Source organism: Azospirillaceae bacterium, from assembly GCA_028283825.1.
Lineage (GTDB): Bacteria > Pseudomonadota > Alphaproteobacteria > Azospirillales > Azospirillaceae > Nitrospirillum.
Genome location: JAPWJW010000003.1, coordinates 419,561 through 442,460, shown reverse-complemented (window position 1 = coordinate 442,460; position 22,900 = coordinate 419,561). Strand labels below are relative to the sequence as shown.

Here is a 22,900-nt window from a genome sequence, read left to right as displayed (position 1 = left end):
AGGCAGAAGGAAGAACAGATAATGAAACCAGCCCCTCAAATCGGCCATTCCCCCATCCTGGGCAGGCGCCAAATCCTCGCCGGCCTCTCCGCCGTAGCCGGTATCGCCCTGATGCGGCCGGCAACGCCGGCCTGGGCGGCCGAGGAAATCGATCCCCGGGTGGCGGAGATCGTGCGGGGCACCATCGCCATCGACACGCACAACCATGTCGACGTGCCGCTGACCGCAGCGGAACAGCCCGGCCGCGACCTGGATCTGGCGGGGGAGATGAAACGGTCCGGCCTGTCGGCCATCGGCATGACCTTCGCCCTGGACTACCAGTCCATCATCCAGCCGGGCCAGGCCTATGACCGTTTCATCAACGGGCTGACCGCCATGGACGCGCAGCTGTCGCACAACGGCATGACGCGGTCCCTGACCCTGGCGGATCTGCGCGCCGCCCACGCCCAGGGGCAGCCCACCGTCGTGCAGTCGGTGGAGGGCGCGCACTTCCTGGACGGCAAGGTGGAACGGGTGGCCGAGGCCCATGGCCGGGGCCTGCGGCTGTTCGGCCTGCTGCACGACAGCGACGCCAACCCGCCGCTGGGCGATGTCTACACCAACCCGCCCAAGTTCGGGGGGCTGACCCCGCTGGGCGCCGACGTGATCCGCGAATGCAACCGCCTGGGCATCCTGATCGACCTGGCGCATTGCAGCGCCGAAACGGTGGCCGGCGCCCTTAAGGTGACGACCAAGCCGGTGGTGTTCTCCCACACCGGGCTCGATACCCAACTGGGCGGTGACGCCAAGATGGCGGCCATGATGCGCTCCCGGTTGCTGAGCCCCGACCATGCCCGCGCGGTCGCGGATGCCGGCGGCGTGGTCGGGGTGTGGAACCATCTGGCAGCGTCGGTGCCGGAGTACGCCCGGAACATCCGCGCCATGGTGGACGCCATCGGCATCGACCATGTCTGCATCGGCACGGACACCAAGCTGATCCCCGGCACCGGCAACGGCGGCCAGGGCACCAACCACATCTGGCCGGACATGAAGGCCGGCTTTTTTTACGCCGTGGCCGACGCCCTGCTGAAGGTGGGGTTCAACGCCGAGGAGATCGGCAAGATCGGCGGCGGCAACTTCTGTCGCGTGTTCGGCGCCGCCACGGCTTGATGCCGGTGACCCGACGACGGCGGCCCGGTGAAACGCCGGGCCGCCCGCCATCAGACCAGACCGCCGCCGCCGTCCACCGGCAGGATCTGGCCGGTGATGTAGCCGTTCAGCATCAGGTAGATGTAGGCTGCCGCCGCCTCATCCGGCGTGGCGCAGCGGGGCAGCGGCAGGCCCGCCACGAAACCCTGGCGGCGTTCCTCCGGCATGAACTGCCTTATCACCTCGGTCAGCACCAGGCCGGGACTGACGGCGTTGACCCGCACCGGCGCCAGGTCGATGGCCAGCCCCTTGGCCAGATGTTCAATCGCGCCCCCGATGGCGGTGGCCAAGGGCATGCCCTTGGCCGGGCGCTGGGACATCACGCCACCGGTCAGGGTGATGGACCCGTCGGCCGCGATGGTCCGGCAGGCGTGCTTCACGGCGGCCAAGGCTCCCCAGAAACGCACCGTGAAACCGTCACGCATGAGTTCCAAGTCCACGTCCCGCGCCGGGGCGAACATGCTGGTGCCCCAGTCGCCCGCCGTGAGGACCAGATGGTCGAAATCGCCAAGCCCGGTGAAGAAGGCGGCCACGCCGGCCTCATCCCGCAGGTTGACGGCCTTGCCCGTGGCCCCCGGCAGGCGGGCGGCGGCGGCCTGCACCCGGCCTGCGTCGCTGGAGGCGATCACCGCCTCCGCCCCCAAGCCGAGCGCCTGCGCCGCCACGGCGAAACCGATGCCGGACGAACCGCCGATCACGACGACCCGCTTGCCCGCCAGCGACATCATCGGCTGCGTTGAGGTACCGCTCACAACGCACCTCCAAAATAGGCGGGATGGTCCAGGTCGGTCAGCAGTTCCGGCTGCGTCGGCTGCCAGTTCAGCCGAACCCGGGTGCGCTCACTGGACGCCGGCGCGTCGATGCCCGCGAACACCGCGAAGGCTCCAAAATGCCGCGGCGCCTCTTCCGGGGTGATGGAAACCACCGGCAGGTCCAGGCGACGACCGATCACCTGCGCGATCTCCTTCAGCGCCACTCCCTCTTCCGCAATGGCATGGAAAGGGCCGCCCTGGGCGCCGGCCTCCAGCGCCAGGCGGAAGACACGGGCCGCGTCCAGCCGGTGCACGGCCGGCCAACGGTTCTGACCGTCGCCGATATAAGCCGACACGCCCGTCCGCCGCGCGATGGCGATGAGGCCGGGCACGAAGCCGTGGTCGCCATGGCCATGCACCGTCGGCGCCAGACGCACGGTGGTCACCCGTAGACCCTGCCCAGCCAGTTCGGCCGCGACCTCTTCACACACCCGGGGGAAGCGGGTGGTCGCGGGGTCGCGCACGTCCGCTTCCGTCGCCAACCGGCCGGGCGCCAACAGCGCCACACCGGAGGTGATGATGAAAGGGTGGCCGCTGCCCCGCAGCGCATCGCTGATCGCCCGGATGGCGCGCGCCTCATCCTCACAATTCTCCGCGAATTTGGAGAAGTCGTGGTTGAAGGCCAGGTGGATGACGCCGTCGGCCTGCGCAGCGCCGCTTTTCAGGATGTCCAGGTCGGCCAGGGTGCCGCGCAGCACCTCGGCCCCGCCGGCACGCAGCGCGTCCGCACCCTGGTCCGATCGGCTGAGGCCCAGCACCTGATGCCCGGCGGCGATCAGATCCCTCACGACCACCGACCCGATCCAGCCGGTGGCACCCGTCACGAATACCCGCATGGGGAAAGTCTCCAACGTTTCGATGGAGACAAAAATCGTCGCGCGCCTTATCCTGTTAAAGTAGTGACTTTATCATGTTATAATGGCTACCTGGATGAGTGACCACGCCACCACCGAGAACCCTCTCAGCGCCTATCTGAAGGACCGCCGGGCCAAGCTGGACCCGATGGCGCTGGGTTTCGCCGGCGGTCGGCGGCGCACGCCGGGACTGCGACGCGAGGAAGTGGCCCAGCGCGCCAACATCAGCCCCACCTGGTACACCTGGCTGGAGCAGGGCCGCGGCGGTGCGCCATCCGCCGATGTGCTGGACCGCATCGCCCGCGCCCTGATGCTGACGGATGTGGAGCGGGAACATGTGTTCCTGCTGGGCCTGGGCCGCCCGCCGGAGGTGCGCTACCGCAAGCACGACGATGTCACCCCCCGGCTGCAACGCGTGCTGGACGCGCTGAACCCCAGCCCGGCCGTGATCAAGACCGCCACCTGGGACGTCGTCGCCTGGAACCGGGCGGCGACGATCATCCTGAACGACTATGCCGCCCTGTCGGCGGAGCAGCGCAACGTCCTGCGTTTCCTGTTCCTGGAGCCGCGGGTGCGCGCGGCCCACGCCGACTGGCTGAACGTGGCGCGCTTCGTCGTGGGCGCCTTCCGGGCGGAAACGGCGCGCGCCGGCGCGGCGGCGGCGGTGGAACCCCTGGTCGAGGAACTGAGCCGCCTCAGCCCGGAGTTCAAGGCGCTGTGGGATGACAAGGACGTGCATGCCCCGGCTGGCGGCATCAAGCACCTGAACCACCCGCTCCATGGCCCCCTGGCCTTCGAATATTCCTCATTCGCGGTCGACGGCCGGCCGGACCTCAGCCTGGTGATCTACAACCCGCCGACGCCGGTCGACCGGGAGCGCATCCGGGAATTGGTGGATGCAGCCCCTGTTTGAGCGGATCTCATCCGAGATGAGAATCTTAAGTGCTATCAATTTGATATTATTATAGAATTTTTTAACAGCGCACAGCCGCGACCATTCGGCGCCCGGAGATCATGGCCGCTCAATAGTCATTCATTTTCAACTCACTACGGGACGATCTTCACTTTAATGGGCCTTGCGTACGCCAAGGTTGGCTGGGTCGCGGCGCCCATAGATATACAGGTAAACTGAAAAGATCGTATTTACAGTTTACCTGTATATCTGTAGAACCGTCACCATGATCGACCGCCCCGACAATCCCCAGGACACCAGTCCCGCCGCCGCCGTGGCGGCGGAGTTACGCGCCCTGGTGGGCAAGCTGCGCCGGCGCCTGCGCGAACAGGCCAGCCCCGGCGACTTCACCCCGTCCCAGATATCCGTGCTGCAACGGCTGGAACGGCAGGGCCCCGCCACCGTGTCCAGCCTGGCCCGTGCCGAAGGCATGCGCCCGCAATCCATGAGCGCCACCGTGGCCCCCCTGGAGGCCGCCGGCCTGCTGTCCGGCGCCCCGGACCCCAACGACGGCCGCCAGACCCTGCTGTCGCTGACCGACCATTGCCGCCGCCTGCTGGCGGATGGACGCGCCGCCCGCCAGGACTGGCTGACCCGCACCCTGCAAAGCCGGCTGTCGGTGGCGGAGCAGCACCAGGTGGCGGTCGCCATCGAGCTGTTGAAACGGCTGGCGGGCGAGTGATCGTTCCCTGGCCAACAAGGACGCCCCCATGCCCCTGACCACGCTTGATCCCAACACCGCCCTAATCGTCATCGACCTACAAAATGGCATCGTCGGCATCCCCACCGTCCACCCCATCGGCCCGGTGGTGGAGCGCACCGTGGCACTTCTGGCCGCCTTCCGGACGCGCGGCCTGCCGGTGGTGCTGGTCAACGTCGCCGGCGGCGCGCCGGGCCGCACCGAACGCCTCCGCCGGCAAGAGACCTTCCCCGATGGCTGGACTGACCTCATTCCCGAACTGGACCGGCAGCCGGACGACATCGTGGTGACCAAACACACCTGGGGCGCCTTCGCCAGCACCGACCTGGAGGTGCAGCTGAAGGCGCTGGGCGTCACCCAGGTGGTCGTGACCGGTGTCGCCACCGGCACGGGCGTGGAATCCACCGCGCGCCAAGCCTATGAGGCCGGCTTTCATGTCACCCTGGCGCTGGACGCCATGACCGACACCCGGGCGGCGGCGCACGACTACAGCGTCGCCAACGTGTTTCCGAAATTGGGCGAGACCGGCACGACGGCCGACATCCTCCGCCTGCTGGAAAGGAACTGATCCATGCCCTGGCTGCACCTGGTCGCGTACTTCTTCGGCGGCGCCTTCCTGTCCAACGCCGTGCCGCATTTCGTCGCCGGCACGCTGGGGCGCCCCTTCCAGAGCCCCTTTGCCAAGCCGCCGGGGCGTGGCCTGTCGTCATCCCGCGTCAATGTGCTGTGGGGCTGGGCCAACCTGATGGTCGCCTACCTCCTCACCCTGCATGTTGGTGATTTCCGGTTGGCGGATGGCGGCCATGCCGCGGCATTTGGCGCCGGCCTCCTGGCGATCGGCCTGCTGTCGGCGCATCATTTCGGCCCGCTGCATGGCGGCGACCTCAAGGATGCCGGAAACGCCTGACCCCTCATGACAGTGTCTTTAAGACTGCCTCACGCCTTCCAGTCGCTGCGCAACCACAACTACCGGCTCTGGGCTGGCGGTGCCCTGGTTTCCAACATCGGCACCTGGATGCAGCGCACGGCCCAGGACTGGCTGGTGCTGACGGAACTGACGCATCACAACGCCTCGGCCGTGGGTGTGGTGATGGCGCTGCAGTTCGGGCCGCAGCTGCTGTTCCTGCCCTTCACCGGCTATGCCGCCGACCATTTCAACCAGCGCCGGCTGCTGGTGGCGACCCAGGCGGCCATGGGCCTGTTCGCCCTGATCCTGGGGCTGCTGACCGTCACAGGGCTGGTGCAGCTGTGGCATGTCTATGTGCTGGCGGCCCTGTCAGGCGTGGCGGCGGCGTTCGATGCGCCCGTGCGCCAGACCTTCGTCTCCGAACTGGTGGGCGACGGCGAATTGCCCAACGCCATCGCCCTGAACGCCACCACATTCAACGCCGCGCGCATGGTGGGGCCGGCGGTGGCAGGCGTGGTGATCGGCGCCTGGGGCACCGGCTGGGCCTTCCTGATCAACGGCGCCTCCTTCATCGGCGTGATCCTGTCGCTGGCCCTGCTGCGCACCGCCGATTTGCGCCCCAACCCGCGTGCCCAGCGGGGTCCCGGTGGTTTCATCAGCGGCTTCACCGAAGGTTTCCGCTATGCCTGGAAGCGGCCGGACCTGAAGGGCATCCTGCTGATGCTGTTCCTGATCGGCACCTTCGGCCTGAACTTCCCCATCTTCATCTCCACCATGGCGGTGCGCGTTTTCCACGCCGACGCCCAGGGCTACAGCCTGCTGTCGTCGATGATGGCGGTGGGCACCATTTCCGGCGCCCTGCTGGCGGCGGGGCGCAAGCAGCCCAACATGCGGACGCTGCTGGTGGGGGCCGGCGTGTTCGGGCTGGGCTGCGGCCTGGCGGCGCTCGCCCCCAGCTACTGGCTGTTCGCGGCCGCCCTGGTGGTGACGGGGGTGGCGGCCCTGACCTTCACCAACACCACCAACGCCCTGATGCAGCTATCGACCGAGCCGCACATGCGCGGCCGGGTGCTGGCGCTGCGTGTCGGCGTGGCCCTGGGCGGCACCCCCATCGGCGCGCCCATCGTCGGCTGGGTGGCGGACAACCTGGGCCCGCGCTGGGCCCTGGGCATCGGCGCCCTGTCCGGCCTGGCCGCCGCCCTGGTGGCCATCCCGCTGCTGGCGCGGCGGGTGTCCCACGGCGCCGAAGCGCCGCGGGCCCCCTCACCTTAGCCGCCGAAATAGGCCGGGCGGTCCAGATCGGCCAGCAGGCCGATCTGCGTCGGCTGCCAACCCAGTTGCGCCCGCGTCCACTCACTGGAAACCGGTGCGTCGATGGCGGCGAAGTGGCTGAACCAGCCGAAGTGGGCACCCGCTTCCTCCCGCGACAGGCTGACGACCGGCAGGCCCAGACGGCGACCGATGATGCCGGCGATCTCACGGAAGGGCACACCCTCGCCCTCCGTCGCATGATAGCGGGCACCGGCCGCCCCCTTCTCCAGCGCCAGGCGGTACAGGCGGGCGGCATCCAGCCGGTGCACGCCCGGCCAGCGATTGTCGCCATCACCGATATAGGCGGCGACACCCTTCTCCCGCGCCAGGTTGATCAGGATGTGCATGAAGCCATGGTCGCCGTCGCCGTGCACCGACGGCGGCAGGCGCACGATGCGCACGTTCAGTCCCTGGGCCATCAGGTCGGCCGCCGCCTCCTCCGTCGCCACGCGCGGGATGGGGTGGGTCTTCAGGGTGGGGACGATGTCCTCGGTCGACACCGCGCCGGGGTTCAGCAGCGCGGTGCCGGAGGTGATCAGCAGCGGCCGGCCGGTCCCGGCCAGCCCCGCGCCCAGTGCAGCGATGACCTTGCGGTCGGTGGCGCAGTTCTCCGCGAACTTGGTGAAGTCATGGATGAAGGCGGTGTGGATGACGGCGTCGGCCGCCGCCGCCCCCTGGCGCAGGCTGTCCAGATCCTCCAGGCTGCCGCGGTGCACCGCCGCACCGCTGGCCGCCACCGCCGCGGCCGAGGCGTCGGACCGGGCGAGGCCCAGCACCTGATGCCCAGCGGCCAGCAATTCCGGCACCACGGCGGAACCGACGAAGCCCGATGCCCCGGTAACGAAAACGCGCATGATGAAGTCCTTGATCGCTTAAGGGAAAATGCGTGGGGGTGGCTTCACAGGCACCCCGCCCCCAAACGCTAGGCGATTGCCGCCATACGATCTATGCGATAGCGTCCGCATTATCTTCGCGATCGTCCGGAATTGCCCTCAAGGAGGCCCCATGGATCCCTTGTCCGATGTGCTGGCCCTGCTGCGCCCGCGCAGCTACCGCTGTGGCGGCTTCGACATGGGCGGCGATTGGTCCATGCGCTACGACATGCCGATGGGGCACGGCGGCGTGCGGGGGATCAAATGCTACGCCATCGCCTCGGGCGAGGCCTGGCTGGCGGTGGAGGGCGGGAGCGAACCGGTGCTGCTGAGCGCTGGGAGATTGTTTCCTGTTGCCGCGCGGCCTGCCCTTCGTCCTGGCCAGCGACCTCAGCCTGCCGCCGACCGACGCCATGACGGTGTTCGGCGGCAACCCCAACGGCAGCATCGTCGTCCACAATGGCGGCGGCAAGTCGGTGGGCGTGGGCGGGCATTTCGTCCTGGACGGCGTCCACGCCGACATCCTGCTGGGCATGCTGCCCCCCATCGTCCACATTCGGGATGAGGCGGCCAGGGCCACCCTGCGCTGGGCCATGGACAGCATGATGCGCGAACTGCGCGAACCCCGGCCCGGCGCCCTGCTGATCGCCCAGCAGCTGGCCTACATGATGCTGGTGCAGGCCCTGCGCCTGCATGTGGCGGACGGGCGGCAGGGCGGCGTCGGCTGGCTGTTCGCCCTGGCGGACCGCCAGATGTGCGCCGCCATCACCGCCCTGCACGGCGATCCGGCCCGCCGCTGGACCTTGCAGGAACTGGCGGGGAAGGCCGGCATGTCGCGCTCCACCTTCGCCCAGCGGTTCAAGGACATGGTGGGCCTGTCGCCCATGGATTACCTGACCCGCTGGCGCATGACCCTGGCCGCCAACCGGCTGGCCAGCACGACGGACCCCATTTCCGTCATCGCCCTGTCGCTGGGCTATGAATCGGAAAGCGCCTTCAGCACCGCGTTCAAGCGGGTGATGGGCACGTCCCCCCGGCAGTACGGCCAGACGGCTGGGAAGGACATGCCCTCCCTGGCGATCGCTAGCTAGAATTCCCTCAAACGCCGGGCGTCGCCATCCGGCGACTTGGCTCATCCTCGATTTTCAGTCCGCTGACGCTCCCCGAAAATCTCCGGCGGCCGCAGTCGCGGCCTACAACCACGTGAGGCTATGCCTCCCATGGTTGATCTTAGCGCGCCGTGGAGGCGAACAGGTTCAGGCCCAGCGCCTCGGCGATGGACTGCACCGCCAGTTGGCCGCGCACGCTGTTGCCGGCGGCATCCAGGGGGGATGAGTAGACGCCGATGGCCAGCTTGCCCGGCGCCACCGCCAGAATGCCGCCGCCGACACCGCTCTTGCCCGGCAGGCCCACCTTGAACAGCCATTCACCGGTGGTGTTGTAGAGGCCGGCGGTGGCCATGACGGCCAGCACCCGGGCGCCGGTGGCGGCATCGACCACCGCCTGGTGGCTGACGGGGTTGGTGCCGCCGTTGGCCAGGGTGGCGCCCATGGTGGCCAGGTCCACCGCACTGACGTCGTAGGAACATTCACGGGTGTAGAGGTCCACCGTCGCCATCGGGTCGGCGTACAAATGGTCGTAACTCTGCAGCAGCAGGGCGATGGCCTGGTTGTGCTGGTTGCCGGACATTTCCGACCGGTAGACATCCTGGTTCAGGGCCAGCGGATGGCCGGCGAAGGCCGACGCCGTGTCCAGCACCGTCTTCCACTTCGCGTCCAGCGTCGCCCCCGGCACCAGGCTGGCGGTGGCGATGGCGCCGGCGTTGACCAACGGGTTACCGGGCGGCGGGCTGCCGGTCAGCTTGTCGTTGTTCAGTTCCACCGCCAGCACGGAATTGAAGGGCTGGCCGGTGGCGTTGACGCCGATCTTGGCCTCGATGGCTTCCGCCCCCTGGTCCTTCAGCACGCGGGCCAGGGTGAAGACCTTGGCGATGGATTCCACCGGGAAGGCATGGCCGGCGTCACCCGCCTTGAACACCCGGCCATCGGCCGTGACCACGGCGATGCCGTACAGCTTGGGATCGGCCTTGGCCAGATAGGGGATGTAGCTGGCGTTCTGGCCGTCGGTCACGCCCTTGAACTTGGCATAGGCCTGGTCTACCGCCTGCTGGATCGCCTGATCGCCGGGCAGCGGCGCATTGTCGCGCGCGGCGGCGACACCATGCAAGCTCAGCAGTACCAGCGCCGCGCCGGCCCAACGTGACAATCCCATCCCCATCATCCCCGTCCCTTTCATCGGTATCACCCCAATCTAGTGACCCCACCACAGGACGCCACGGTTATTGTCGACCGCGTATGTCTTCCCAGGGCGACACCTCATCAGTAGAACTGTCGGTACGGAACCTGTCGGTACGGAACCTGTCGGTACGGAACCTGTCGGTACGGAACATGGCCGTGCAGCGGTGGCATGGGGGTTGGGTTGATCGTCGGCATTGATTTGGGCACCACCAATTCGGCGGTGGCGGTTTGGCGGGACGGCAAGGCGGACCTGATCCCCAACAGCCTGGGGCACCGGCTGACCCCCTCGGCCATCAGTGTGGATGAGGATGGCCGCATGCTGGTGGGCCTGCCGGCGCGCGAACGCCAGGCCACGCACCCCGCCCAGACGGCCACCGCCTTCAAGCGCTTCATGGGTTCCAAGCGCATAACCCGGCTGGGCAAGCGCGATTTCCTGCCGGAGGAACTGTCGGCCCTGGTGCTGAAGGCGCTGAAGGCGGACGCGGAGGCCTATCTAGGCGAACCGGTAACGGAGGCCGTCATCACCGTCCCCGCCTATTTCAACGACCGCCAGCGCAAGGCCACCCGCCGCGCCGGCGAACTGGCCGGCCTGAAGGTGGAGCGGCTGCTGAACGAACCGACGGCGGCGGCGCTGGCCTACGGCATCCACCAGCTGGGCAATGAGACGCAGTTCCTGGTGTTCGACCTGGGCGGCGGCACCTTCGACGTTTCCATCCTGGAGATCTTCGAAGGCGTGATCGAGGTGCGCGCCACCTCCGGCGACAACCGCCTGGGCGGCGAGGATTTCAACGAGCTGATCGTGGATGAACTGCGCCAGCGCTTCGCCGCCGACTGGGGCCGCGACGCGCGCGGCGACGACGGGCTGTATCAGCGCCTGCGCGCCGCCGCCGAACGGGCGCGCCGCGCCCTCAGCGAACAGGCCACCGCCCCCGTCCGCATCGTCTGGAAGGACAAGACCTACGAGCACGAGATCACGGCCGAGGGCTTCGAGGCGCAGGCCAAGGGCCTGCTGGACCGGCTGCGCGACCCGGTGCTGCGTGCCCTGCGCGACGGACAGCTGGAAACCCGGTCGCTGGGGGAGATCGTGCTGGTGGGCGGGGCCACGCGCATGCCGGTGGTGCGGCGCGCCGTCACCCGCATGTTCGGCCGCTTCCCCCAGCATTCCGTCCATCCGGACGAGGCGGTGGCCCTGGGCGCGGCGATCCAGGCCGGCCTGAAGGCCCGCGACGCCGCCCTGAACGAGGTGGTCGTCACCGATGTCTGCCCCTATTCCCTGGGCGTGGACGTGGCGCAGCGCAACAGCGACGGCAGCCTGCGCACGGGCATCTTCTCCCCCGTCCTGGAGCGCAACACCGTCATCCCCGCCAGCCGCATCAAAAGCTTCCACACCCTGCAGAACGACCAGAAGGCGGTGGCCTTCTCCATCTACCAGGGGGAATCGCGCGAGGTGTCCGACAACATCCTGCTGGGCCAGATCAGCATTCCCGTGCCGCCGCGACCGGCGGGCACGGTGACGGTGGATTGCCGGTTCACCTACGACATCAACGGCTTGCTGGAAGTGGATGTGGAGGTCGCCGAGACCGGTGAGCGCCGCAATCTGGTGATCATGGATGAGGAAGCGGCCAAACCCGCCGACCTGGAGACGCGCCGCCAGGCGCTGGCCGCCCTGAAGGTCCATCCGCGCGATGCGGAGGCCAACCGCGCGGCCCTGGCCCGGGCGGCCCGCTGCTACGAGGATTTCCTGGGCGACAGGCGCGATTACGTGGCCCGGTTGATGTCGGAGTTCGAGAGCGTCCTGCTAAGGCAGGACCCACGCACCGTCGAGGCCGCCCGCCAGACGCTGACCGAAGCGTTGGACCAGCTGGAAGGCGAGACGTTCCTGTGATGGACGGAACCGGCATGCCCACTCCCTGGCATGTTCTGGGCCTGGCGGGGCCCACCGGCGATGTGCGCGCCATCCGGCGCGCCTATGCGCAGATGTTGAAGACCACCAATCCCGAGGACGACCCCGATGGCTTCCAGGCCCTGCGCCAGGCCTATGACCACGCGCTGGCCCATGCCCGCAACGGCGCGGTGCCGCCGGAAACCTCCCCTGCGCCTTCCCCGGATGAGGATAACTCCGCGCCCGAACCGTCCGCCGCGCAGAAAGCTTACACCGAAGCCCAGGCGGCGTTCGCCGACCATGCCCCCCTGTGCAACGCCCTGGGCGCCCTGATCACCGCGCAGGACGCGCCATCCCCCGACACACTGCGCACGGCCTTGCGGGCGGTGCTGGACTCCCCGGCCCTGGCCTATATCGACATCCAGAACCGGACGGAGGAATGGCTGGCCCGGCTGCTGCTGTCCGCCATGCCGCGGTCCGACACGCTGGTGCCCGTCGCGGTGGCGCATTTCCAGTGGGACAAGCGCGCCGGCGGGCGGGAATCGGCCCTGTTGGCCAACGTTGCCGGACGCAATCGCGACTTGGCGTTCCTGGCCAAGCTGCAGGACAAGCAGCACATCCATGCCAAGGCCTACCGCCTGCTGCAGGCCTCGCCGGCCGTGCGCGACCCCTTGCTGCGCCTGGCCATCCCCGACCTGCTGAAGGACGTGCGCGCCCTGTTGGCGCTGATCCGTGGCACCTATCCCTCGTTGCTGGCCAACTTCGACCCGCAGGTGCTGGCCCAGTGGGATGCTTTCCTGAAGCGCGACCCCATCAGTGCCGGCCTGTGGTGGGTGTTATTGGCCGCGCCGCCGGCGTTGGCCGTATACTTTTGGGCCGTCGCCATCATGCGCCCCTCGGAACGGCAGGCGATCCCGCCGGAACTGTTGTTGCTGGTCCCCGCGACCGCGATCGCCGGCCTGTTCTACCATTTCGCCATCCTGGCCCCCGGCCGCTGGATCGCGAAGCGACAAGCCCGCACCCCCCTGGGCCTGCGGCTGGGATGGCTGCCGGCCGCGGCACTGCTGACCCTGCTGGCCACCGCCCTGCCCCTCACGCCGCCGTTCGTCATCGGGACCGGAGCCACCGGCCTGGTCCTGATCTGGTGGGCGACCCTCAGCAACTTCATCCGGCCTGTGCGCGACCGTCGCACCCTGGTCCGCCTTTTCCTGGCGGTCCTGGTCAATTATGCCCCGCTGGCGCTTTGGCTGGCCTGGACCGCGCCGCTGTCCCCCAACGCGCCCCTGCAACTGACGGCCATGATGCTGACAGGGGTGGCCACGGTGGTGGGGGCCGCCCCCCTGGCCGACTTCTGGTCCGCAGGATTGTCCGCCAAGGCCAAGCAGACGGCCCTGGGTGCCCTGGGCCTGGGCGCGCTCGCCACCGCCGGCCTGCTGGGCGCCGCACTCCACCTGCCCGGGCTGGCGCCCTGGGGCATGACCCTGCTTGCCTGCCTTTACGCGCTGGATCGGATCCCGTCCGTCTTCCTGCCCGTGCGTTTCATCAAGGCCCGCTATTACGGCCTGTACGGCATCGGCATCGTGCTGCAACTGACCGGCCCTCTGATCGACGGCATCAGTGAGGCGCAGAGCATACATTTGTTCGGTGGCCTGGCGCTGGTCGCCGGCATCTGCGCCACCGCCAGCCGTCTCATGACCCGGCGCCCGTCACGGCGCCAGTGACGCCCCCAGCCGGTCCATCAGGATGTTGGTGCCATGTTCGCGCGCGCCGGCGTCGTCATACCATCCAGGAAGACGCCCTGCTCCGTCACCTTCAGCAACGCCACGCGATCAGCCCCGACGTGCCCTTCATCGTTCCCCGTTGATATTCCACGTTCTTATTCCCAGGCCACCGCCCACAGCACCAAGGCGGCGGCGCTGAGGCCGGCGCCCAGCAGACAGACGCCCGGCCAGCCGGCGGCGGCGTAGGCCATGGTGGCGGAAAGCGCGCCGGCGGCACTGCCCAGAGAGTAGAAAACCATATAGCCCCCCACCAGGCGGCTACGCGCCTCGGGCCGAAGGGGGAAGATCAGGCTTTGGTTGGTGACGTGCACCGCCTGAATGGCCAGGTCCAGCAACAGGATGCCCAGTACCAGCGCCGCCAGCACCCAGGCACCTGAGAACCAGCCCAGCACCGCGATGGGGCCCCAGGCCAGCAGCATCAGGACCAGGGCGACCCCGGTGGTGCGCCGGGCCAACCCCCGGTCCGCCAGTTGGCCGGCCCGTCCCGCCGACAGCGCCCCCGCCAGGCCGGCCAGGCCGAACAGGCCGGTGACGCTGTGCGGCAGCGACCAGGGCGGGCCGCTGAGTGGCAGCACCAGCGGCGCCCACAGCACATTGAAGGTGGCGAAGATCAGGAAGGCGAAGGCGGCCCGCAGACGCAGCACCCGCTCTTCCCGGAACAGCAGGACCATGGATCGCAACAGGGCGGGATAGGACAGGCCCCCAGGCCCCGCCGGCGCACGCGGGGGCAGGACGCGGGCCAGCACCAGCGCCATGCCCAGGGTGAGGCCGGACAGGGTCAGATAAACCAGGCGCCAGCCGCCGAGATCGGCCAGCACACCGGCGAAGATGCGCGCCGACAGGATGCCCGTGACCACCCCACCGGTGACGATGCCCACCACCCCGCCCCTGCTGCCCCGGCGCCGCCAGGGCGGCGGCGAACGCCACCAATACCTGGATGACCACGGCCAGCAGGCCCACCGCCACCAGGCCCGCGAACAGCACCGCGCCGGATGGCGCGCAGGCGACCACCACCAGCGCGATCGCCGATACCAGTCCCTGCCCCACCACCAGCCGCCGCCGGTCCACCAGGTCACCCAAGGGCACGATGAAGACCAGGCCCAGGGCATAGCCCACCTGAGTCCAGGTGACGACCGCGCCGATATGGGCCGGCAACAGCGCCAGATCACGCGCCATGGCATCCAGCAGGGGATGGGCGACGTAGATGTGCGCGACGCTCAGCCCACAGGCGGCGGCGATGGCCAAGACAACCCGCGCCGGCAGTCCTTCCGTCTCCACCGTCCGTTCCAGCACCGCCATCGTCCCCTCCCATCCCGTATATGGTTCTATAATGGAACCTATTGCGTGGTGGGTCGTCCAGTTCTATTTTAGAACCTAATCGCTGGAGACCTCATGAAACGACGCAGCCTGACCGAAGATCCCTGCCCGGTGGCGCGCGCCCTGGACGTCATCGGCGACTGGTGGTCGCTGCTGATCGTGCGCGATGCCCTGGAGGGGCCCCGCCGTTTTGGGGATTTCCAAAGGAACCTGGGCATTTCCAAGGGCATCCTGGCCGCCCGCCTGCGCGACCTGGTGACCCTCGGCATTCTGGAAAGCCGGCCCCCCGCCGACGGCGGCACCCACCAGGACTACGCCCTGACGGCCAAGGGCCGCGCCCTGTTCCCGGTGATCGTGGGTTTGCGCCAGTGGGGGGAGGATCATTGCTACGCCCCGGATGAGGCGTATTCCCGGCTGGTGGACAGCCATACCGGCCAGCCGGTCGGCCGGCTGGAGGTGCGGCGCGCCGACGGAAAGGCACTGGCGTGCACGGATGCCCTGGTCCGGCACCCGGCCAAGGATTGATACCAGGGGCACAAATTTTGACTTGTGCCCCTGGAGGCCGGCGACGGCCGGCCCCGGAGTGAGCACCGCAGGGCTTCACCGAGGATAGCCAAGCCAGCGGATGCTGGCGCCCGGCGCCTGAGGGGGCCTTTGATCGGTCACGATCAAAGGCCGCGCGTATGCCCCCCTCACGGGTGCATGCGGGCGCCCTTGGTGACCTTGTCCACCAGCTTCTTGTCGGCGCGCAGGCCCAGGCCCACGACGCGCGCGTCCTCCGGTCCGAAGTCGGCGAAGACGGCGCGGTTGGCGGCGTCGTGGCCGGTGCGGAACATCTCCTCGATATAAAGCGAGGCGCGCAAGCCCCGCTCCAGCGTACGGCGGTGAATGGCGGCCAGCGTGGCGGCGTCGGCCGCCAGCACGATGACGGGCTGCACCGACAGCGGGTTGTAGACCGTGCCGGAACGGTCGCGGTAGGCTTCGCCGACGATTTCCGGGAATTGGGCAACGATGCCGCTGGTCAAAAAGGCGGTGACGTTCAGCGCCTGCCAGGCGGCCAGGTCATCGCGCAGGACGAGGGCGATTTTGGTGTCGAACATCGGGAAAGGTTCCTCAGGCATCATGGATTTCCCGGATCTAGGCGGTGCGACCGGCGCCGGTCTTGGACGTTCGTGCGCGCCGACCCCGAGTTCAGAACTGGCGGACGGCGTCACCGCCGCCCCGGCCTTCCCAGGCATCGAGCGCATCGCGGCGCGCTTTCACGGGGACGTCTTCAGCCCCCATCGCCACGACACCTACGCGCTGGGTGTCACGACACATGGCGTGCAGACCTTCCGCTATCGCGGCCAGCAGCGGCACAGCCTGCCCGGCAACGTCATCATCCTGCACCCGGACGAGGAACATGACGGCGGCGCCGGCACCGATGAGGCCTTGCGCTACCGCATGCTGTACCTGGAACCGTCGCTGCTGCGCCGCTGCCTGGATGGACAAGGCCGGCCGGGCGCGGCATTGCCTTTTGTCGGCCAGCCGGTGCTGGACGATCCGGATCTGCGCCAGGTGCTGGCGGGCGCGCTGGGTTCCCTGGACGACGGGCTGGATGAATTGGCGGTGGACGACTTGCTGGACCGCATCGCCCAGGGCCTGGCCCGGCACGACGGTGGCGGCCTGAACACCCCCGGCCTGATCGCCTGGCGGCAGGCGCACCAGGCGCGGGACTACCTGGAGGCCAACGCCCTGGGCCCGGTGCGGTCGGAGGATCTGGAGGCGGTGACCGGGCTGGACCGCTTTGCCCTGGCCCGGCATTTCCGCGCCCTGTTCGCCACCAGCCCGCACCGCTTCCTACTGATGCGTCGGCTACAGCACGCCAAATCGATGATCGCGCAAGGGGAGCCGCTGGCGGAGATCGCGGCCGCCGCCGGCTTCGCCGACCAGAGCCATCTGAACCGCCATTTCAAGAAGGCCTTCGGCATGACGCCCGGCCGCTGGCAGGCGCTGCTGGCCGCCGGGCGGGTCGGCGCCTATCTGTCCGCCACCCGACCGTAGCGCGTCGCCGACAGGGTGTTGGACACGGCGGACACCTTGGTGTCCTTGAACCCGGCCGCCCGCATCCAGACCCGCACCGGCCCTTCGCCGAAGGCCGCCTTCGGCCCCTTGCCGTGCACCACCCACAGGGGTGCGCCGGCGACCAAGTCGCGGTGGGCGGCGACCGCGCGCTCAAGGTCCCCCTCGCCCGCCACCACAGCCACCAGCATCCGCGCCACCGCCGGCGTGGTTGCCATGGCGCCGGCCACCGCTTCCGTCAAAGCCGGATCGTCGAGCGGCCCCAAGACCAGCGCTGGCGTCGCCGGCCCCACGCCCAGCTTCTGCGCCAGGCTGGGCGGCGGCATGGTCATCTTGCGCGCCCAGCGCGCCGCCTGTTCCGCCCCCAGGGTCAGCGTGACCGGACCGTGCGGCGTGGCGAATGCCAGATCGTCGCCCTCAACCCTGACCGCCTCGACGGTGGCCAGCGGAATGGTCCGCCGGACGGCACCCCGCAAGATCAATTCGCGGCTTTCCAGCAGGGCCTTCACCTCCCCGCCGCCCTCGGGGGAAACACATGAGCAGATCGCTTCCAGGCCCATGATCCCCCCATTCTTGACGATACCTAGCGCTGGGCCGTCGCCAGCTTGACGGCCAGGCCGACGAACACCAATGCGGCCACGCGGTTGAGGACGGTCTGCGCGCCGCTGGACCGCGCCAGCCAGCGGTTGAGGCCACCGGCCAGTACGGCGATGCTGGAAAAACAGACGAAGGCGATGGCCACGAACACCGCCCCCAACAGGAAGATCTGGGCCACGAAGCCGCCACGCTCTGGTGCGGTGAACTGTGGCAGGAAGGCCAGGAAGAAGATGGCCACCTTGGGGTTGGTCACGTTCATGACGATGCCGCGGGCGTACAGCCTGGAATACCGGTCCGCCCCCGCCTTGGCCGCCCCCAGGCTTTCCGGCGCCGCGCGGAAGGATTTGTAGGCCAGGTACAGCAGATAGGCCGCCCCCACCGCCTTCAGCACGGTGAAAGCCATCTGCGATTGCTGGAAGATCACCGCCACGCCCAGCGCCACGGCGGTGGTGTGCACCACCAGGCCGCTGCACAGGCCCAGGGTCACGGCGACACCCGTGCGCCAGCCGCGCGCCGCCGATAGGGTCAGCACGAACAGATTGTCCGGCCCCGGCACGAAGGCCAGCACGGCCGACGCGGTGATGAAGGTCAGCAGGGTCTCATAAGGGATCATGGGGCGATCGTCCCGGCGGGAATAAGATGGCGGCCCAATCTTTCCAGACTTTCACGGGCATGGCCACCGCCCGCTATAGTGTCATCAAACACGCAGATGACGAGGCCAGCCCTTGGCGCCCGAACCCCACCCGCCCTTGCCGCGACTGACCGTCTGGTACAACACCAAGTGCCCCGTCTGTAACGCCGGCATCGACTGGCAGAACAACCGGCTGGTGCGGGCGGCCCGCGCCGGCCTGATCGAGTTCCGCGACATCAACCTGGAGCCGGACGCGCTCAGCCGCTACGGCGCCAGCCTGGAAGACATCCGCCGCCGCCTGCACGGCCTGGACGCGGACGGCCACCTTTACACCGGTGCCGATTGCGCCATCGCCATCTGGCGCCGCACGCCGGGCGATGCCTGGCTGGCCGCCCTGCTGGGCTCGTGGGCCCTGCGCCCGCTGACCCGCCTGGCCTACGACCGCTTCGCCGACGTGCTGTACGCCTGGAACCGGCGGAAGGGGCACTGGTGATGAAATGGCAATGTAATTGCGTTGCCGGGGCGAATTACTGATAGGCCACTGTGGCTGCCAGCGTCACCGGCACGCCGCTCAGCACGGCATTGCCGGACAGCGGATCGCGCAGGTTTTCGTCCAGCAGGGCGTTCAGGTTGGCGCCGGGGCGCTGGCTGGCCAGACCAAGACGGGCACCGTCGGTGTCGTGCCCCCAGCCGTGGGGCAGGCTGACGACACCGGGCATCATGTCGGCGCTGACGGCCACCTGCACCTCGATGGCCCGGTCGGCGCGGGACAGGCGGGCACAGCCGCCATGAACGACGCCGTGGCGACGGGCGTCATCCGGGTGCACCAGCAGGGTGCAGCGGAACGGTCCCTTGGCCAGGACGGGCAGGTTGTGCATCCAGCTGTTGTTGGAACGCAGGTCGCGCCGGCCGATGATCACCAGTTCCGGCGCCGGCTGTTCCAACTGCACCACGGCGCGGGCCAGGTCCGCCACCAGGATCCCGGGCGCCAGCTCGATACAGCCGCTGGGGGTGCGCAGCACCTCCGGTATGCGGGGTTGCAGGGCACCCAGGTCGATGCCACCCACGCTGTCCTTCACCTTGGCGAGGGTCAGTCCCTCCGGCCTACGGCCGAAGCCGTCGCCGTAGGGTCCGCCGCGCAGGGCCAAGTCCAACAGGCGTTCCGGTCCGGTCCAGCGCGACACGGCGGCCAGGACGGCGGCAGTGTTCTCCCCCGCCCAGCGCCCCACCTCCGCCGTCACCATGGCATCATCCAGGGCGGCCGGATCGGCATGCGCCCCCTTGCCCTCGGCGATGGCCGCCAGCTTCAGCAGCACCTGCCATTCCGCCATGATGCCGTCCGGCCGGGGCAGCAGCGGCCCGCTGTAGCGGGCATGGTTGCGATAGGACAGCTGGGGAAAGGCCACGTCGTAGTGGCTGTCCTGGAAGGGCGACACGCCGGGCAGGATGACGTCGGCGTGGCGCGTCGTCTCATTCAGATAGATATCGACACTGACCATCAGGTCCAACTGATCCAGCGCCCGGGCCAGGCGATCCCCGTTGGGGGAGGAGAGCACGGGATTGCCGGCCACGGTGAACAGGGCCCGCACCTGACCCTGGCCCGGCGTCTCGATCTCCTCCGCCAGGCAGCCCACGGGCAGCTCGCCATACACCTCGGGCGCGTTCGACACGCGAGAGTGGCGGCGGCCCAAGGGTACGCCCCGGCCTTTGCCCCCCGCCCCCACCGTGTTGGCGGCGAAGGCGGCGGCCTTGGGGAACAGGGCGCCGCCGGGCGCGTCCAGATTGCCGGTCAGGATGTTGACGGCGTCCACCAGCCAACTGGCCAGCGTGCCGAAGGCCTGGGTGCAGGTGCCGATGCGGCCGTACAGCACCGCCGGGGCCGTGCCCGCCAGGTCGCGCGCCAGCCTCCGGATGGTCTCGGCCGGGATGGCGGTATGGGCGGCGGCCCGCTCGGGCGTGAAGGGTGCCACGGCCGCGCGCAGTTCCTCCAACCCCGCCACGTGGTCGGCCAGGCGGCCCAGCCGCACCAGTTGCTCACCGAACAGCGTGTGCACCAGGGCCGCCAGCAGGAAGACATCGCTGCCCGGACGGATGAAGTGATGCGCGTCGGCCAGCATGGCCGTTTCCGTCCGCCGGGGGTCGATCACCACCAGCCGGCCGCCACGCGCCTTCAAATCCTGGACCTTGCCGCGGAAGTCCGGCACCGTCCACAGGCTGCCGTTGGACGCCATGGGGTTGCCGCCAAGGATGACCATGAGCTTGGTGCGCTCGATATCCGGCACGGGAATGCTCAGCCAATGGCCGAACATCAGGCCACTGGACAACTGCTTGGGCATCTGGTCCAGGGTGGAGGCGGAGTAGATGTTGCGCGTGCCCAGCGCCCGGCTCAGCAGGGGCGTGTAGAGCAGCAGGCCCATCTTGTGGGCGGCGGGGTTGCCGATGTAGGTCGCCGCCGCGTCGCGGCCGTGGATTTCCAGTAGGCGCCTCAGCCGCCGCTCGATCTCGGCGAACGCTTCCCCGTACGTCGCTTCGACGAAGCGGCCGTCACGCTTGATCAGCGGCGTGCGCAGCCGGTCCGGATCCTCGTGCAAATCCTTGAGCGCCACCCCTTTGGGGCAGATATAGCCATGGCTGAACACATCGGCGTCATGCCCCCGGATGCGGGTGACGGCGCCGTCCACCAGCGTGATCTCCAAGCCGCAGCACGCCTCGCACAGGGGGCAGATGCGGTGGGCGACGGTTTCGGTACCAGTCACGGGGCGGGCCTCCCAGATTTTCTTTCTTATGGCCCAACTATCGGTGGTGACGGGGACGGTTGTCCAGACCGGCGTACAAGGCGAAACGCCCGGTCCGTCAGAACCGGGCGTTCTCAGCTCACTCCGCCAACGATGCGGTGGCGGAGATTTCGACCAGCAGGTCGGGGGAGATCAGCGGGCCCACCTGCACGATGGTGGTGGCAGGCCGGGCGGTGCCGAAGACGGCGCCGTGGGCGCGGCCCACATCCTGCCAGGTGGCCATGTCCGTCAGATAGATGCGGGTCTCGACCACATGTTCCGGCCCGGCACCCAGTTCGGCCAGGGCGGCCACGATGCGCTCCAGGATCACCTTGGCCTGGCCGCCGGCATCACCCTGGGCGAAGGCCTTGCCATCCGGACCGCCGCTGGCGGTGGTGCCCGACACGAAGATCAGGTCGCCGGCCTTCACCGCGCGTGAATAGCCGATGGCCTCACCCCAGGCGGAGGCCACTTCAACCTTTTGCCGTCCCATTCTCTGTTCCTTTTCGATCGCAGGCAGACGCGCCGGCGCAGTTTAATTGCGCGACGCAGCATAGCCGGCGAAACAAAACCAGCCAGCGCATGGACAGCAAGGCAGCCGCGCGCGGAACGGCGTTCAGGGATCCAGCGGGTCACCCGCGTCCAGCTTCAGAGCCGACAGGGTGGGCAGGTAGGCCACGTCGAAGGGCGACACCCGTTCCAGCGCGGTGAAGGGGATGGCGCCCTGATCCTCCTGGTTGCGGGTGGCGAAGCGGTCCTCGGTGATATAGCCGCTCTGGCTCATGTCGGTGACGATCAGGGCCTTACGGTCCATGGGCATGCCATAACGATAGATCAACCGGTCGGCGTTGCGCACGTTGGTGGTGGTGTGGCGGGCGTGCGGTTCCACCAGGATGGCGTCGGCCGGCACGCCATAGTCCTGGACCAGGGCCTTCTTCATCTCCAGCGCCTCGTTATACGGCGTCTGGTTGGGATGGACATAGCCGCCGCTGACGATGATGACCGGCGCCTTGCCCTCATGGAACCGCTTGGCCGCCAGTTGCACCCGCAACAGCCCCGGGGCCGACAGCGGCACGCCCGCCGTCTCCGGCCCATAGCCGGGCACGACCAAGGCGGTGTAGGGATATTTGGCCCAGGCGATGGACTTGATGCGCGCCACGGCGGCCTTGTTCTCCCCCGCCTCTAGCGGTTCCAGCCGCCCGGCCTCGTCCCGGCGGTTGATCTGCAGCAGCAACAGGGCGAAGACCTCGGTGGGTTCGAAGAACGGCCCGCCGTCCTGCAGGCCATCCGCCAGCACGGACGCCGTGGATTTCACCAGCGTGCCGTAGGCGGGGGTAGCCACGTCATAGGCCGGGCCGTCGATGGCGGGGCCACGCGGCTTCTCCCCTGAGCCGTAGACCGCCAGGATGTGGTGGGCCACCGCCGCCGACCGGGTCCAGGCGCGCACCAGCACGTCGTCGCTTGTCCCTGGCTCGGCCGGGTACAACCCGCTGGCGTCCAGGGCCGCGGCCAGGCGCGCGGCCGCCGCCGGATGGGCCTTCAGCGCCAAGCCCAAGGCCTGGGCGGCCTGGGCCACCTGCTCATCCGACCAATCGAAGGTGCGGACGTAGCAGGCGGTGTCTTCGGCGCAGGTCGCAACCGCCGCCCGGGCCGCCGCCTGGCGTTCGGCCGCCAGGCGGCGCAGGTCCGGTGATGTGGCCACGGCGGCCATGGCCTCGGCATCGCGCGACAGCAGGCTGAGACCGTAGAACAGCTTGTCGCGCAGCGGCTGCTGGTAGACCAGGGGCTTGGCCACCGGCCCCGCCGCCAGCGCCATCGGCGCCGCCCCCAGAAACCCGACCGCGACCACCGCCGCCCGCATCCAAGACCGCATGCCGAAAACCTTTCCCCATCAATCGCGTGTCAGCAGAGAAGTAGCCCAAACCGGGCCCGCCCGCCCAGTGTCTCGCGCCATCCTCAGGTGA

24 protein-coding genes are annotated in these 22,900 nt (G+C 68.9%); 13 read left to right on the top strand and 11 right to left on the bottom strand.

The window, feature by feature from the left end:
- Positions 1-21 precede the first annotated feature (21 nt).
- Positions 22-1,149, top strand: coding sequence for a membrane dipeptidase (locus tag PW843_14010; GenBank protein ID MDE1147714.1), 1,128 nt, complete (start codon positions 22-24; stop codon positions 1,147-1,149).
- Between the two features lie 50 nt (positions 1,150-1,199).
- On the opposite strand, the gene PW843_14005 is transcribed toward PW843_14010, so the two are convergent.
- Both PW843_14005 and PW843_14000 read right to left on the bottom strand, forming a co-directional pair.
- Positions 1,200-1,940 (bottom strand): SDR family oxidoreductase, encoded by a 741-nt coding sequence (locus tag PW843_14005; GenBank protein ID MDE1147713.1) that lies wholly within the window; start codon positions 1,938-1,940, stop codon positions 1,200-1,202.
- A complete protein-coding gene (locus PW843_14000; protein MDE1147712.1) occupies positions 1,937-2,836 on the bottom strand; it encodes an SDR family oxidoreductase in 900 nt (299 codons plus the stop codon). Before PW843_14000 ends, PW843_14005 begins: the two co-directional genes overlap by 4 nt.
- A gap of 94 nt (positions 2,837-2,930) precedes the next feature.
- Here PW843_14000 and PW843_13995 point away from each other — a divergent pair, with 94 nt between their 5' ends.
- The 5 genes from PW843_13995 (at position 2,931) to PW843_13975 (ending at position 6,685) form a co-directional block, all read left to right on the top strand.
- Complete coding sequence (locus PW843_13995; GenBank protein MDE1147711.1) at positions 2,931-3,767, top strand: helix-turn-helix transcriptional regulator; 837 nt, start codon at positions 2,931-2,933, stop codon at positions 3,765-3,767.
- 265 nt (positions 3,768-4,032) lie between these two features.
- Positions 4,033-4,488 (top strand): MarR family transcriptional regulator, encoded by a 456-nt coding sequence (locus PW843_13990; GenBank protein MDE1147710.1) that lies wholly within the window; start codon positions 4,033-4,035, stop codon positions 4,486-4,488.
- Positions 4,489-4,516: 28 nt separating this feature from the next.
- Complete coding sequence (locus PW843_13985; protein ID MDE1147709.1) at positions 4,517-5,074, top strand: isochorismatase family protein; 558 nt, start codon at positions 4,517-4,519, stop codon at positions 5,072-5,074.
- Positions 5,075-5,077: 3 nt separating this feature from the next.
- Positions 5,078-5,413: a hypothetical protein gene (locus PW843_13980; GenBank protein MDE1147708.1), complete on the top strand. Its 336-nt coding sequence runs from the start codon at positions 5,078-5,080 to the stop codon at positions 5,411-5,413.
- Positions 5,414-5,419: 6 nt separating this feature from the next.
- Positions 5,420-6,685 (top strand): MFS transporter, encoded by a 1,266-nt coding sequence (locus PW843_13975; GenBank protein MDE1147707.1) that lies wholly within the window; start codon positions 5,420-5,422, stop codon positions 6,683-6,685.
- Here the strand turns inward: PW843_13975 and PW843_13970 are convergent.
- Positions 6,682-7,578, bottom strand: a complete 897-nt coding sequence (locus tag PW843_13970) for an SDR family oxidoreductase (GenBank protein ID MDE1147706.1) — start codon at positions 7,576-7,578, stop codon at positions 6,682-6,684. The genes PW843_13975 and PW843_13970 overlap by 4 nt on opposite strands.
- Before the next feature lie 371 nt (positions 7,579-7,949).
- Between PW843_13970 and PW843_13965 the strand changes: the two genes are divergently transcribed.
- Positions 7,950-8,687, top strand: coding sequence for an AraC family transcriptional regulator (locus PW843_13965; protein ID MDE1147705.1), 738 nt, complete (start codon positions 7,950-7,952; stop codon positions 8,685-8,687).
- A gap of 139 nt (positions 8,688-8,826) precedes the next feature.
- Here the strand turns inward: PW843_13965 and glsA are convergent, their stop codons facing one another.
- A complete protein-coding gene (glsA, locus tag PW843_13960; protein MDE1147704.1) occupies positions 8,827-9,867 on the bottom strand; it encodes a glutaminase A in 1,041 nt (346 codons plus the stop codon).
- Between the two features lie 195 nt (positions 9,868-10,062).
- Between glsA and PW843_13955 the strand changes: the two genes are divergently transcribed.
- Together PW843_13955 and PW843_13950 are read left to right on the top strand one after the other, a co-directional pair.
- Positions 10,063-11,778, top strand: a complete 1,716-nt coding sequence (locus PW843_13955) for a molecular chaperone HscC (protein ID MDE1147703.1) — start codon at positions 10,063-10,065, stop codon at positions 11,776-11,778.
- A gap of 14 nt (positions 11,779-11,792) precedes the next feature.
- Entirely contained in the window at positions 11,793-13,496 is a 1,704-nt protein-coding gene (locus tag PW843_13950) for a hypothetical protein (protein MDE1147702.1), read from the top strand.
- Positions 13,497-13,651: 155 nt separating this feature from the next.
- On the opposite strand, the gene PW843_13945 is transcribed toward PW843_13950, so the two are convergent.
- Complete coding sequence (locus tag PW843_13945) at positions 13,652-14,434, bottom strand: MFS transporter (protein ID MDE1147701.1); 783 nt, start codon at positions 14,432-14,434, stop codon at positions 13,652-13,654.
- Here PW843_13945 and PW843_13940 point away from each other — a divergent pair.
- Both PW843_13940 and PW843_13935 read left to right on the top strand, forming a co-directional pair.
- Entirely contained in the window at positions 14,406-14,927 is a 522-nt protein-coding gene (locus PW843_13940; protein ID MDE1147700.1) for a hypothetical protein, read from the top strand. The two genes, PW843_13945 and PW843_13940, sit on opposite strands and share 29 nt — an antisense overlap.
- A 21-nt stretch (positions 14,928-14,948) precedes the next feature.
- Complete coding sequence (locus tag PW843_13935; protein ID MDE1147699.1) at positions 14,949-15,398, top strand: helix-turn-helix domain-containing protein; 450 nt, start codon at positions 14,949-14,951, stop codon at positions 15,396-15,398.
- Between the two features lie 167 nt (positions 15,399-15,565).
- Here the strand turns inward: PW843_13935 and PW843_13930 are convergent, their stop codons facing one another.
- Positions 15,566-15,973, bottom strand: a complete 408-nt coding sequence (locus PW843_13930; GenBank protein ID MDE1147698.1) for a DUF2000 family protein — start codon at positions 15,971-15,973, stop codon at positions 15,566-15,568.
- A gap of 22 nt (positions 15,974-15,995) precedes the next feature.
- On the opposite strand from PW843_13930, the gene PW843_13925 reads away from it, so the two are divergent.
- Entirely contained in the window at positions 15,996-16,916 is a 921-nt protein-coding gene (locus PW843_13925; GenBank protein MDE1147697.1) for an AraC family transcriptional regulator, read from the top strand.
- On the opposite strand, the gene PW843_13920 is transcribed toward PW843_13925, so the two are convergent.
- Both PW843_13920 and PW843_13915 read right to left on the bottom strand, forming a co-directional pair.
- A complete protein-coding gene (locus PW843_13920) occupies positions 16,892-17,494 on the bottom strand; it encodes a hypothetical protein (protein MDE1147696.1) in 603 nt (200 codons plus the stop codon). The genes PW843_13925 and PW843_13920 overlap by 25 nt on opposite strands.
- A gap of 23 nt (positions 17,495-17,517) precedes the next feature.
- The gene (locus tag PW843_13915) at positions 17,518-18,144 is read right to left on the bottom strand and encodes a LysE family translocator (GenBank protein MDE1147695.1); all 627 of its coding nucleotides are present in this window, start codon (positions 18,142-18,144) and stop codon (positions 17,518-17,520) included.
- A 112-nt stretch (positions 18,145-18,256) separates the two neighbouring features.
- On the opposite strand from PW843_13915, the gene PW843_13910 reads away from it, so the two are divergent.
- Complete coding sequence (locus PW843_13910) at positions 18,257-18,655, top strand: DCC1-like thiol-disulfide oxidoreductase family protein (GenBank protein ID MDE1147694.1); 399 nt, start codon at positions 18,257-18,259, stop codon at positions 18,653-18,655.
- Positions 18,656-18,689: 34 nt separating this feature from the next.
- Here the strand turns inward: PW843_13910 and PW843_13905 are convergent, their stop codons facing one another.
- From PW843_13905 to PW843_13895, 3 genes are all read right to left on the bottom strand, one after another.
- Positions 18,690-20,918: a molybdopterin-dependent oxidoreductase gene (locus tag PW843_13905; GenBank protein ID MDE1147693.1), complete on the bottom strand. Its 2,229-nt coding sequence runs from the start codon at positions 20,916-20,918 to the stop codon at positions 18,690-18,692.
- A gap of 118 nt (positions 20,919-21,036) precedes the next feature.
- Positions 21,037-21,429, bottom strand: coding sequence for a RidA family protein (locus PW843_13900; GenBank protein MDE1147692.1), 393 nt, complete (start codon positions 21,427-21,429; stop codon positions 21,037-21,039).
- A gap of 123 nt (positions 21,430-21,552) precedes the next feature.
- Positions 21,553-22,809: a YdcF family protein gene (locus PW843_13895; protein ID MDE1147691.1), complete on the bottom strand. Its 1,257-nt coding sequence runs from the start codon at positions 22,807-22,809 to the stop codon at positions 21,553-21,555.
- Positions 22,810-22,900: the final 91 nt, after the last annotated feature.